The sequence below is a fragment of the Brachybacterium sp. 107 genome (assembly GCF_052379725.1).
GTDB lineage: Bacteria > Actinomycetota > Actinomycetes > Actinomycetales > Dermabacteraceae > Brachybacterium.
Genome location: NZ_JBQSYW010000022.1, coordinates 1 through 12677, shown reverse-complemented (window position 1 = coordinate 12677; position 12677 = coordinate 1). Strand labels below are relative to the sequence as shown.

Annotated in this window: 10 protein-coding genes; 5 read left to right on the top strand and 5 right to left on the bottom strand. The window is 70.0% G+C overall.

Going from position 1 to position 12677, the window contains the following annotated elements; genetic code table 11:
• Positions 1-33: 33 nt before the first annotated feature.
• Genes ACT3UL_RS16990 through ACT3UL_RS16970 form a run of 5 tightly spaced genes read right to left on the bottom strand, consistent with a single transcriptional unit; the run spans position 34 to position 6523 of the window.
• Positions 34-1296, bottom strand: a complete 1263-nt coding sequence (locus tag ACT3UL_RS16990) for an acyl-CoA dehydrogenase family protein (protein WP_444579549.1) — start codon at positions 1294-1296, stop codon at positions 34-36.
• Positions 1293-2999, bottom strand: a complete 1707-nt coding sequence (locus tag ACT3UL_RS16985; RefSeq protein ID WP_444579548.1) for a dipeptide ABC transporter ATP-binding protein — start codon at positions 2997-2999, stop codon at positions 1293-1295. The genes ACT3UL_RS16990 and ACT3UL_RS16985 overlap by 4 nt, the downstream gene beginning before the upstream one ends.
• Positions 2996-3886: an ABC transporter permease gene (locus ACT3UL_RS16980; protein WP_444579547.1), complete on the bottom strand. Its 891-nt coding sequence runs from the start codon at positions 3884-3886 to the stop codon at positions 2996-2998. Before ACT3UL_RS16980 ends, ACT3UL_RS16985 begins: the two co-directional genes overlap by 4 nt.
• Complete coding sequence (locus ACT3UL_RS16975) at positions 3883-4866, bottom strand: ABC transporter permease (protein ID WP_444579546.1); 984 nt, start codon at positions 4864-4866, stop codon at positions 3883-3885. Before ACT3UL_RS16975 ends, ACT3UL_RS16980 begins: the two co-directional genes overlap by 4 nt.
• Position 4867: 1 nt before the next feature.
• Complete coding sequence (locus ACT3UL_RS16970) at positions 4868-6523, bottom strand: ABC transporter substrate-binding protein (protein ID WP_444579545.1); 1656 nt, start codon at positions 6521-6523, stop codon at positions 4868-4870.
• A 173-nt stretch (positions 6524-6696) separates the two neighbouring features.
• On the opposite strand from ACT3UL_RS16970, the gene ACT3UL_RS16965 reads away from it, so the two are divergent.
• From ACT3UL_RS16965 to ACT3UL_RS16945, 5 genes are all read left to right on the top strand, one after another.
• Complete coding sequence (locus ACT3UL_RS16965) at positions 6697-8088, top strand: NtaA/DmoA family FMN-dependent monooxygenase (RefSeq protein WP_444579544.1); 1392 nt, start codon at positions 6697-6699, stop codon at positions 8086-8088.
• Between the two features lie 133 nt (positions 8089-8221).
• Complete coding sequence (locus ACT3UL_RS16960) at positions 8222-9217, top strand: ATP-grasp domain-containing protein (RefSeq protein ID WP_444579543.1); 996 nt, start codon at positions 8222-8224, stop codon at positions 9215-9217.
• 270 nt (positions 9218-9487) lie between these two features.
• Positions 9488-10591 carry a baeRF2 domain-containing protein gene (locus tag ACT3UL_RS16955; RefSeq protein ID WP_444579542.1) on the top strand — a complete coding sequence of 368 codons (1104 nt, stop codon included), beginning with the start codon at positions 9488-9490 and terminating at the stop codon, positions 10589-10591.
• Positions 10592-10663: 72 nt separating this feature from the next.
• A complete protein-coding gene (locus ACT3UL_RS16950; protein ID WP_444579541.1) occupies positions 10664-10999 on the top strand; it encodes a plasmid stabilization protein in 336 nt (111 codons plus the stop codon).
• Positions 11000-11259: 260 nt separating this feature from the next.
• A complete protein-coding gene (locus ACT3UL_RS16945) occupies positions 11260-12639 on the top strand; it encodes a TerC family protein (RefSeq protein WP_444579540.1) in 1380 nt (459 codons plus the stop codon).
• Positions 12640-12677 lie beyond the last annotated feature (38 nt).

Here is a 12677-nt window from a genome sequence, read left to right as displayed (position 1 = left end):
GGGAAGCCCTGCGGGTTGCTCTGCGCGATGCCCTCACTGCCGTGCGGGATGCGGGACGTGCTGCTCCTGCAGCCCTGAGCGCTTCTCCCCGGTCGACCAGAAATACAGCAGATCGGTGCCGTTCAGCAACCGGTCCCCGATGGCGCGCTCCTGATAGATGACCGGATTGTGCGAGGCCAGGGTGCGGGCGTTGCGCCAGTGACGGTCCAACGCACGTCCCCGTGAGGTCGCCGATGCCCCGCCGACCTCGAACAGCTCCGTGGTCACCGAGAGCACGTCCGCGACCGTGGTGATCTGGGCCTGGACGGTGCGCAGCTCGGCGGCATCGGTGAGGTGCTCGTGGTCCGGCTCACCGACGGATTCCTGCGCGAGGGCGAGCGCCCGCGCGGCGGCGAGCACCGCGTCCTGCGCCGAAGCCACCTTCGCCGACAGCCGCCCCACGACCTGCTGCACGAGCGGGTCGGCCGCCGCCGTCGTCCCGCTGCCCTGCGAGTAGACCCGGGTGCGTGAGCGCACGAACTCGATCCCCTCGCGGAGCGCGGCGCGGCCGGCGCCCACCAAGGAGGCCAGGAGCACCAGCTGCAGGAAGGAGGTCTGCGTGGTCGTGGCGCCGTCCCCGCGGCTCTCGAGCACCCGCACACGGTCGGTCGGCACGTGGACCTCGGTGAACAGGGTGGATCCGCTGCCGGTGAGGGTCTGGCCGAAGCCGTCCCAGTCGTCGCGCACGGTCACGCCGGCGTCGGCGATCCCCACGGTGACGCGGGCCCGCCGGCCCTCCGGGGTGCGGGCCGAGACGTTGATCCAGTCGGCGAAGATCGAGCCGGTGGAGTAGTGCTTCTCCCCCGAGAGCCGGAATCCGTCGGCCGCGGGGGTCACGGTGGTCGCGAGGTCGCCGACGGTCGCGGTGCTGCGCTCGTGGCTGGCGTTGCCGAAGACCGCGCCCTGCACGATCTCGGAGAACCAGGCGCCGGGGTCCCCCTCCTCGCCGCCGATCAGGAAGTCGTTGACGAAGGCGAAATGCGCCCGCAGCAGCTGCGGGAGGTTGGAGTCCGCCTCACCGAGATCGATGAGCAGACGGAAGAAGGTCTCGATATCCGCTCCGGAGCCGTCGTGGACCGTGGGCACGGTGACGGCGGTGAAGCCGGCCTCGGCGAGCGCTCGCACCTCGGCGTGCGGCAGCCGTCGATCCCGGTCCCTCTCGGCCGCCCCCTCGGCGATCTGGGAGAGCACCGGGGCGAAGCGCTCCCGCAGCTCGGCGTAGGTGGGTGCGGGTCGGGTGGTGCTGATGGCGGTCATGCGGACTCCTCGAGTCGGGGGCGGGGCAGCGCGTCGACGAGCTGCCGGGTGTAGTCGTGCTGCGGGGTGAAGAAGACCTCGTCGGCGGTTCCGGATTCCACGATGCGGCCGCCCTGCATGACGAGCACGCGGTCGCTGATGTGGTGGATGACGCCGAGGTCGTGGGAGATGAACAGGTAGGCGGTGCCCAGCGCCTGCTGGAGGTCGCCGAGCAGATCCAGGACCTGCGCCTGGATCGACACGTCGAGGGCCGAGACGGGCTCGTCCAGGACGAGGATCTCGGGGTCGGTGGCGAGCGCGCGGGCGATGGACACCCGCTGTCGCTGGCCGCCCGAGAGGGACAGAGGGTGACGTGCGGCGTGCTCGGGGCTGAGTCCGACGGAGTCCAGCAGCTCCCCGATCCGTCGGGCGCGGTCGCCGCGGGCAACGTCCGCAGGCAGGGCGTCGGCGATGATCCGGCCGGCGGTCCACCGCGGGTCGAAGGAGCCGAGCGAATCCTGGTGGACGACGGAGATCCCCCGCCGGGGCGCCCGGCGTCTGCGCTCCGGGAGCTCGGACCAGGGCCGGCCGTCCAGCAGGACCGTGCCGGTCGTCGGCCGGGTCAGCGCCAGGGACATCCAGGCGGTGGTCGACTTCCCGGACCCTGATTCGCCGACGATGCCCAGGGTCTCCCCCGCATGGAGGTCGAAGGAGACGTCGTCGACCACGGTGCGATCGCGGCCGTCGGGCCCCCGATAGCGCTTGGAGACCCCCTGGACCGACAGCACCGGGCCGACGTCGAGGGGACGCACCGACGGCGAGGAGCGGGCCGACGGCGAGGTGCGGGCCGACGGGATCTGCTGCGGCGGTGCAGCGGACAGCCGCTCGCCCCGCGAGTGCGCGGAGGGCACGGCGGCGATCAGCCGCTGCGTGTAGGGATGCTGCGGGCGGGTGAGCACCTCGTGAGTGGGGCCCTGCTCGACGACCCGCCCCTCCTTCATGACCAGCACCTGATCAGCCAGTCGCTCCACGACCGCGAGATCGTGGCTGATCAGGATGATCGCCCTGCCCGCGGAGAGGTTGTCCTCGAGCAGCGCGAGGATCTCGGCCTGCACGGTGACGTCGAGCGCCGTGGTGGGCTCGTCGGCGATGAGGATCTCCGGGTCCAGGGCGAGCGCGGCGGCGATCAGGGCGCGCTGGCGGAGACCGCCGGAGAGCTCGCCGGGCAGCTGCCGCGCGCGCAGCTCCGGCTCGGGGACCCCCGCCGCGACGAGGAGCTCGCGGACCCGCGCCCCGCGCTCCGCCCGCGGCACGCCGTGCAGCCGCAGCGGCTCCGCGATCTCGGAGCCCACCGTGCGGATCGGGTCCAGTGAGACCAGGGCATCCTGGAGGACGTAGCCGATCCGGCTCCCGCGCAGGCGGCGGAACTGCTGCTCCGTGGCAGTCAGCAGATCAGTGGCGGTCAGCAGATCCGTCGCAGCGGGCCGGTCGGCAGAGGAGAGCGGTTCTCCGCGGACCTCGAGCCTGGTCCCGGTGACCGTGGCGTTCTCGCCGTTCAGACCCAGCAGGCTGCGGGCGGTGACCGACTTCCCGGAGCCCGATTCGCCGACGATCCCCAGGCAGCTGCCGGCACGCAGGGTGAAGGAGACGTCGTGGACGACGGGCGTGCCGTCGAAAGCGATCGCCAGGTTCTCGGCGGTGATCAGCGGCGTCATCGGGGTCATCGGGCAGCTCCGGAATCGGTGGCGCGCTGGAGGTGACGACCGATCACGGTCAGCGACAGGGTGAACAGGACGATGGTGATGCCGGGGAAAAAGTCCATCCACCAGGCCTGCTGGATGTAGTTGCGGCCCGCGTTGAGCATCGCGCCCCACTCGGCGGTGGGCGGCTGGACACCCATGCCGAGGAAGCCGAGAGCGGCGGCCCAGACGATCGCCTGGCCGATGCCCAGCGTGATGAGGACGGTCAGGGGACGGAACGTGTTGGGGAGGATGGTGCGCAGCAGGATCCTCAGCGGTGAATGGCCGAGGGAGCGGGCGGCCTCGACGTAGAGCGAGCCCTTCACCGACAGCACCTGACCGCGCACCATCCGGGCGTAGCCCGGCATGGACGCCACCCCGACCGCGACCATCTGCGTGAGGGCGCTGTTGCCGTAGACGGCGATGAGGATCAGGGCGAGCAGGATGCCGGGGAAGGCATAGAGCACCTCGATCACGCGGGTCACGGCCGCATCGGCGAACCGGCCGCCGAGACCACCGGCGAGGCCGAGGATGAACGCTCCCAGCAGCCCGATCGCCGTGGCGCCCAGTCCGATGGTCAGCGACTGCCCCGCGCCGTGGACGACCCTGCTGTACACGTCGCGGCCGGACTGGTCGGTGCCGAAGGGATGCTGGAGGCTCGGCGCGTCGAAGCTCGAGGCGAGGTCGATCTCGAGAGGATCCTGGTGAGCCAGCAGCCCCGGGGCCAGCGCGGCGAGCACCACGAGGGCGACCACGCCACCAGCCAGCAGGAGGCCGGGTCGGCGCAGCGGACCGCGACGGACCGCCCGGGACTGCGGGCGGGGGGATTCCGTGGCGAGGGCAGCTTCGGGAGCAGGAGCGAGCAGCGTCATGAGGCACGTCCGATCGAGGTGCGCAGCCGGGGGTCGACCACGACATAGGCGAGATCCGTGAGGAGGTTGGCGACCACGTAGACCAGGGCGACCACGAACGTCACCCCGACCACGAGCGGCAGGTCCTGCGCGGTGACCGCGCTGACCAGCACCTGGCCGATGCCCTGCCGGGAGAAGATCACCTCGACGACGACGGCGCCGGAGATCAGCGACCCGAGCCCCCACCCCGACAGCGCGATGCCGGGCAGGGCCGCGTGGCGCAGGACGTGTCGCCAGCGCACGTCGTGCAGCGTCGCGCCCCGAGAACGGGCCGAGAGCACGAAGGGCTCGCGCAGCGCGGCGTCGAACTCGTCGCGCGTGACCTGGGCGAGGAACCCGCCCAGCGGGATGCCGAGGGTCAGGGACGGCAGGATCAGGCCGAGCGGCCCGCCGTCCACGACCGGCAGCCAATGCAGCACCACGGCGAAGACCACCAGGAGCACGACGCCCAGCCAGAAGTGCGGCAGCGCCGCGAAGACGACCTCGATCGCCGAGCCGATCCTGCCCACGAGGCCCGAGCGTCCCGCACTGAGCAGCGTCAGCGCCAGGGCGATCACCCAGGCGATCAGCAGCGCCGTGGTAGTGAGCTGAAGGGTGGGGATGATCTGCTCCCCGATCACGGCGAGCACCGACTCCTTCATCGTGTAGGACTCGCCGATGTCGAGGTGCAGCAGACCACCCAGGAAGGCGGCGTACTGCACGAGGAGCGGCTGGTCGAAGCCGTACTGCTCGCGGACCGCCTGGACCGTCTCCTCGGGAGGGTTCGCCGAGGCACCGCCGAGGATGGCGAGCGCGGGATCGCCGGGGACCATGTGCTGGAGGAAGAACACGATCGTCGCGACCGCCCACAGCAGGAGGATCGCCGAGCCCAGCTGCGAGGCGGCACGGCGGGCCGGGGCCCGCCATCGAGAACGCGGACTCTCGAGGATCTTCACAGTCATCTCAGAGCCCTTCCCGGAGCAGATAGGCGTCGTGGAGGACGGGCTCGCCCTCGCTCGGTTCGATCCAGATGTCCTCGACCAGGTCGGATCGCGTGGCCAGGCGGGTCTGGACCGGGTACAGCGGGATGTGCCAGGCCTGAGCGGTCAGTCGCTCCTGGGCCGCCGAGTAGAGGGCGTCCTGCTGGTCCGGGTCCGTGGTGGCGGCGGCCTCGAGCAGCGTCGCGTCGAGCTCCTCGTCCGAGGCCAGCGACACGTTCTGGCCGTTGCCGAGATCAAGGGTCTCCTGGGAGTACTTGATGTACATGACGTTGGGGGTGGGGCTGTTCCAGTAGCGGCCCTGGATGTCGTACTGCGTCGGATCCTTCTTGAGCGCCGTCATGGTGGAGGCATCGGTGGGGACGAGCTCGACCTTCACCCCGACGCGCTTCTGCATGGCCTGGAAGTTCTGGTAGATGGTGAGGTCCGCCGGCGGGGTCTCGCCGGGATCGGAGGTGTAGGGGAACCGCAGCGACAGGGTCCGGCCGTCCTTGGTGCGGTACCCCTCGGCGTCGCGGCCGGTCCAGCCCGCCTCGTCCAGCAGTGCGTCCGCGGCGGCCTCGTCGTAGGGGTAGGGCTCGTGGAACCGTTCGTCGTACGCGGGGGTGCCCGTGGAGATCGAGTTCCCCTCGTACGGGAACACCCCCGCATAGGCGCTCTCGACGATGCCCGGCGCGTCGGAGGCGTGCACGATGGCCCGGCGCACGCGGATGTCGGACAGCGCCGGGCCGGTGGTGTTGAGGTCGAGGGAGAACGGCACTCCGGAGTGGACGAAGTCCTCGGTGCTGATCGTGGGATCCGCCGTCGCGGCGGGCACCGATTCGGGCGGCACGTTGAAGATCGCGTGGGCCCGGCCGGACTGCAGCGCACCGAACCGTGCGGTGTTGTCCTTGAGGAATCGCCAGGTGAGCTTCTCCAGATAGGCGGGTCCCTGGTGCTTCGCATCGGCCGGGGCGGAGGTGTAGTCCTCGTTGCGGACCATCACGACCTCCCGTCCGCGCTTCCACTCGGAGACGATGAACGGGCCGGTCCCGACCGGGGACTGGCAGTTCTCCTCGAGCCCGCGAGCCATCGCCGTCGGGGACTCCATGCCGAAGAACGCCTGGGAGAGGACCGTGAGCAGCGGTGAGTAGGGTCGCTTGAGGTGGATCCGCACGACGTGCTCCGAGACGGCCTCGGCGGAGTCGAAGTAGGGCGAGAGGTACAGCAGATCCGTGGACGACTGCGTCGCAGGATCCATGATCTGCTCGAAGTTCGCGACCACCGCGGAGGCGTCGAACGGCTCGCCGTCCGTGAACTCGACGCCCTCTTTGAGGGTGAAGTCATAGGTGAGACCGTCCGCGGAGATCTCCCACGAGTCCGCGAGCCAGGGCACCACCGAGCCGTCCTCCTGCATCGAGACCAGCGAGTCGAGGTATTGGCGGGCGATGTACGTCTGCGGCATGTCCCCGGTGTTGTGGGGGTCCAGGCAGGTGGGTTCGCGGTCGGTGGCGTAGACCAGCTCCCCGCCCTCTTTCGTCCCGGCCGTCAGCGCGGCCGCGGGGTCGGCCGTTCCGCAGCCGGCCAGCAGCATGCTCGCGCAGGCGGTGGCAGCAGCAGCTGCCAGGGATCGTCGTCGCACGGTCGTCTCCTCGGTCGATGGGTCATCCCGGAACATAAGCGCCGATAAGGGCAGACCAAAGATTTATGACGCCTCGCGAACGCGCGGGTCGGCCGAGGGCACCGCACGGAGCATGGGCGTCACGGTGGTTCACAGGAGGTGCGCGACAGCTCCCCGAGCACGGATCGTGCGAGGTGTCATCACCCGCCCTCACGATCGGAGATCCCGTGGCCCCCAAACCGCTGATCCTCAACCTGTTCGAGATGAACTGCGTCGGCCACATCACCCATGGTCTCTGGCGGCTTCCCGGGAACAACCGGCACCGCTACACCGACGTGGCCTACTGGACCGAGCTCGCGCGCCGCGCCGAGGAGGGCGGATTCACCGCGATCTTCCTGGCCGACGTCGTGGGTGCCTACGACGTGTACGGGGGCTCCGCGGAGACCGCGCTGCGCGAGGGCCTGCAGATCCCCAACAACGATCCGATGATGGTGGTGCCGGCGATGGCCGCGGTCACCGAGCGCCTCGGCTTCGGGATCACCTTCTCCACCAGCTACGAGCCGCCCTTCTCCTTCGCGAGGCGGATGTCCACGCTCGACCACCTCACCGGAGGCCGCGTGGGATGGAACATCGTCACCTCCTACCTCCCCAACGCCGCCCGGAACTTCGGGCTCGCCGAGGAGATCGAGCACGACCAGCGCTACGAGATCGCCGATGAGTACCTCGAGGTCCTCTACAAGCTGTGGGAAGGCTCCTGGGACGACGGCGCCGTGGTGCGCGACGCGGAGAACAGCATCTACGCCGACCCCTCGAAGGTGCATCGCATCGACCACGAGGGGCCGAACTTCTCCGTCGCCGGCCCGCACCTGTCCGAACCCTCCCCGCAGCGCACCCCCACCCTGATCCTCGCCACGGCGTCGCCCGCCGGCGCGATCCGGGCAGGACAGAACGCGGAGGTCGTCTTCACCCACGGCCCGCTGCTGGAGAGGACCGTCCCCGCCGTGCGGGCCGCCGCGGAGGAGGCCGGCCGCGATCCGTCCGATCCGAAGTTCGTGGTGCAGGCCGCCGTGATCACGGGCCGCACCCAGGCCGAGGTCGACGCGAAGCTCGCGCAGTACCAGGAGCACCGCTCCACCGAGGGGATGCTCGTGCACCAGTCGGTGCCGATCCGCGCCCTCGACCATCCGCGGGAGCGCACGATCGCCGAGGCACTCGAGATCGAGGGACTTCCCGCCGACACCCCGGTGGGCCGCAAGGGCGGGTCCTCCACCATCGGAGAGCTGCTCGACGCCGTCGACGAGGCCTGGCAGGACCGCTTCTTCGTGGCGGGGACGCCGGAGGTGGTGGCCGATGCGATCGAGCACTGGCTCGACGTCGACGGGATCGACGGCATCAACCTGCGCCAGTACCACTCCTATGACACGGTCACGGACTTCGCCGAGCTGGTCTCACCGATCCTCCGAGAACGCGGGCGCCTGCCGGAGCAGGGTGGCACCCTGCGCAGCCAGCTGACCGGCACGGACACGCTGCCCGCGGCGCACCCCGCAGCACGATTCCGGGGTGCGTTCACCGGCGTCGGCGTCTGACGATCCGGTGCATCACGAGACCGGACGGCCAGGACCCTCAGCCGGCCCGGACCCCCACGACCCCTCGCCCGTCGATCGACTCCGCGGACGACTAGACTGACAGTCCACCTTATAGCGGATCCAAGGAACAATGATGTCTGCCACTGCCCCGCGCGACACCCCGGCCGTGCACGTCCTGCACGACAACCCGGAGTGGATCCCCCCGTTCCGACGCGCCTTCGAGGCAGAAGGGGTCCCCCTCGTGGAGTGGCCGCTCGGCGCCGGCACGCTGGATCTCGACGCCGAGCCGCCGGCGGGCGTGATCTGGTCCCGGCTCAGCGCGTCCTCGCACACCCGGGAGGCTCCCCTCGCGAAGGACGCCGCACGGTCGATCACCGCGTGGGCCGCCGCCTGGGGCCGACGGGTAGTGGGCGGCCAGCACGTCGCCGATCTCGAGGTCAGCAAGGTCATCCAGCACGCAGCCCTGCGTCGGGCCGGGTTCGACGTGCCGCGCACCGTGGCGGTCTTCGGTCGCGACGGCCTCATCGACTCGGCGAAGGGCATCGCGGCCCCCTTCATCACGAAGCACAACCAGGGCGGCAAGGGGCTCGGGGTGCGCCGCTTCGACGATCACGAGTCCTTCGACGCCTATGTGCGCGGTGACGACTTCGAAGAGGCGGCCGACGGGATCACCCTGCTCCAGGAGCTCCTGGTCGCCACCGAACCGTCCATCACCCGCGCGGAGTTCGTGGGCGGCGAGTTCGTGTACGCGGTGCGTGTGGACACCTCCGCCGGCGGCTTCGAGCTGTGCCCGGCCGAAGCCTGTGCGCTGCCGGGCACCGGCTCAGGTGCTGCGGAAGGGGCCGGGCCCGAGATCGATGCCGCCCCCGAGCCGATGTTCCGGATCCGGCCCGAGATCACGGACGAGGACCCGCTGATCCTCCGGTACCGGTCGCTGCTCGCGGACCTCGGCATCGAGATCGCCGGCATCGAGTACATGACCACGGTCGACGGCCGCACGGTCACCTACGACATCAACACCAACACCAACTACAACCCCGAGGTCGAATCAGATCTCGAGCTGCCTGCGGCCCGCCGGATCGCCCGGTACCTGGGCGAGCTGCTGCGCGCGGAGGAGCAGACCTCCTGACGACCACGAGCCGGCGACTACCGACGAACCACGATCGACGCACGACGGGCAACTGCCGACGGGAGACGGACGCCGGACGCCGGACGCCCACACTCGACGCCGGCCGACGGCCGAGCCCGTCGGCCGGTTCCGCACTCCGCCCCTCCACCTGTTCCGCCATTTCCTTGCGGCGGCCCCGTCCGCGTGGAAAGGTGAGGTGACCCACGCGGTGCACTGAGGCCGAGCTGGGAGCTCGGTCCCGCCGCACGTCGAGCACGCAGGAGGTCATTCGTGAAACTGCCCTGGCTGAAGCCGGCCCTCGAAACCACCGGTCCCATCACATCGGTCCATCTGGACACGACCCGGACGGATCCGCACGCCGCCGGTGAGCTGGAGGCGCGGTGGGCCCGGATGCGTTCCGGCCTCTCGGCCGACGGTGCTCCCTCGGACCTCCTGGACCAGATCGAGGAGACGGTGCTGAGCCCCTCCCCGATCGGCGGGAGGAACGGCCGCACGATCCTCGCGACGGACTCGGAGATCCTCGTGGACCGGGTGCTCCCGGTGCCTCCCCTGCAGGAGTCCGCCCATCGCGGCGACCATCCTCAGCTGCTCCCGCTGCTGCAGCTGACCCCGTACGCGGTCAGCCAGCTGCTCGTCGTCGTGGACCGCGCCGGGGCAGACCTGCATCTGCGGGCCCCGGAGAACCCGTCGATCGCCCGCGGCCCCAACGATCTGGGCGCAGATGCCCACGTCGAGGGCGGCCACGACGAGCTGCACAAGGCTCGTCCCGGCGGAGCCCAGCACGGCTGGCGAGGGAGCAGTGTCGAGGCACGGGTCGAGGACTCCTGGGAGCGCAATGCCGACGCCGTCGCCGCGACGGTGGAGCGCATCGTGCGCGAGCGCTCCCCCGACATGCTGATGCTGAGCGGTGACGTGCGCGCCATGGGTCTGCTCAAGGACGCATTGGGGCGCGAGACCCGCGACCGCGTGATCGAGGTCCAGGGCGGCACGCGGGGCGTCGCCTTCGACCAGGGACCGTTCCGCACCGAGCTGGTGCGCGCCGCCGAGCAGTTCGTCGCCGCACGCCTGCAGGACCTCGCGGACCGCTTCCGCGAGAGCCAGGCCCGCGATGGCGCCTCCGTCGGAGGTTCTGACGAGGTGGCCCAGGCGCTGGACCGCGGGCAGGTCGAGGAGCTCGTGTTCGTCAGCGGGCACGCCCCATCGACCATCGAGGAGCTGCTGCGTGCGGCGCTGCTCACCGATGCGGCGGTCTCCGCCCTCCCGGAGGACGCCGAGGGGATCCCCGAGGGGGTCGGTGCCCTGCTGCGCTGGCGCGACGGCAGCACCCCGTCCAACAGCATCGGCAGCATGACCGGTGACTCGCGGCGGGAGTGAGGACGCAGCGATGTCGCCCGACGCCGCAGGACACGGAACATCCCTGGAGGACCTGACGGACAGGAGCAGATGATGCCCGACGCATGGAGCGCCAAGCGGGAACGCCAGTACGAGCACGTCAAGGAGGGCCTGCAGGACAAGGGTCGCTCGGAGGACGAGGCCGAGGAGATCGCGGCCCGCACCGTGAACAAGACCCGGGCCCAGGAGGGCGAGTCCGAGGAGGCCAGCCGGACGTCCCTCGCGGACAAGTCCCCGGCCGAGCGCGGCGCGGAGCACTCCCACTCGGGACCGCAGGGCCGCACCAAGGACCAGCTCTACGAGGACGCCAGACGGCAGGGTGTCGAGGGCCGGTCATCGATGGACAAGGCCGAGCTGAAGGACGAGGTCGAGAAGCGCGAGGATCGCTGAGCCTGGGAACGGGCCACGCGCGACAACGCACGGCACGGGAAGGCCCGAGGATCCAGGGAGGAGCCTGAACGCTCCTCCCCCACGATTCTCGGGCCTTCCTCAGCTTTCCCAGTAGACTTCTACCAGGCAACGGGGGAGTATCCGCCACGCTGCGTACGTCATCACGAGGGCCTCCACAGGCACTCCGGACGCAGCGGCCCGTCGAGATCCTCGACGGGTGGAGAGACCCGGGTCAGTCACACGACCCGGAAGGCAGCTCCATGTCCGTACCCCCTCTCGTCTGGATCCTGACGATCATCCTGATCGTCGGCCTCCTGGCTTTCGACTACCTCTTCCATGTGCGCAAGGCGCACATCCCCACGATCCGCGAGGCCGCGGTCTGGTCGGGGATCTACGTCGGCATCGCTCTGCTGTTCGGCGTGGCCGTCCTGGTGATCGGCGGCGCCGGCATGGGCACCGAGTACTTCGCCGGATATGTCACCGAGAAGGCCCTGTCGATCGACAACCTCTTCGTGTTCCTCGTGATCATCGGTGCCTTCGCCGTGCCGCGCGAGGACCAGCAGAAGGTGCTGCTGTTCGGCATCACCTTCGCGATCATCGCCCGGTCGGGCATGATCGCGATCGGCGCGGTCGCGATCGACCGCCTCTCCTTCGCCTTCTACATCTTCGGGGCGATCCTGCTGTACACGGCGATGAAGATGATCCTCGGCGAGCTCAAGGCCGACGATCCCGAGAAGGAGGAGAAGGACAGCCTCTTCGTGCGCCTGATCAAGGCGGTCCTCCCGGCGAGCGACGAGTTCGACGGCGACAGGCTCGTCACGATCGAGAACGGCAAGCGCGTCCTCACCCCGATGCTGCTGGTCATGATCGCCATCGGCGGCACCGACCTGCTGTTCGCGCTGGACTCGATCCCGGCGATCTTCGGCCTGACCCAGAACACCTTCGTCGTGTTCACCGCGACGGCATTCTCGCTGCTGGGTCTGCGCCAGCTGTACTTCCTCATCGACGGACTGCTCGACCGTCTCGTCTACCTCTCCTACGGGCTCTCGATCATCCTCGGCGTCATCGGCGTGAAGCTCGTGCTGCACGCCCTGCACGAGAACGAGCTCCCGTTCCTCAACGGCGGCGAGCCGCTGGACGTCCCCGAGGTCACCACCGGCCTCTCCCTGAGCGTCATCATCGCGACGCTCGCCGTGACCGTCCTGGTCTCCCTGGCGTCCCCCAAAGGACGCGCGCAGGCCGCGGTCAACAACGCCCATCGTGAGGCCGTCGCCTACCAGGAGATGACCTACGAGAGCTTCGAGAGCCGTCGCGATGCGATGTACGAGCGGATGCTCGAGCACGAGAGGATCATCGCGTCCTTGCCCACGAAGTTCCAGGATCTGGTGGTCTCCGAGCGCAACGTGACCGAGCTGCTGTCCGACGCCCACACGGTCCACGCGCAACGCGTCGCGTTCAACGAGTGCGGCGAGCGGTCCGACGAGCAGCCCGAGGGATTGCTCGTCACCCGGGCCGACGGCACGGTCGCGACCGATCCCCAGGGCAACGTCATCACCGTCGCCGAGGAGGAGCTGACGCTCGCGACGCAGAAGGCGAAGCGCCTCGAACGGGAGCGGGCCCGTGTGGAGCACGTGAGCTGAGGATCGCCTGACGGGGACGGGGGCCCCCCGCAAAAACC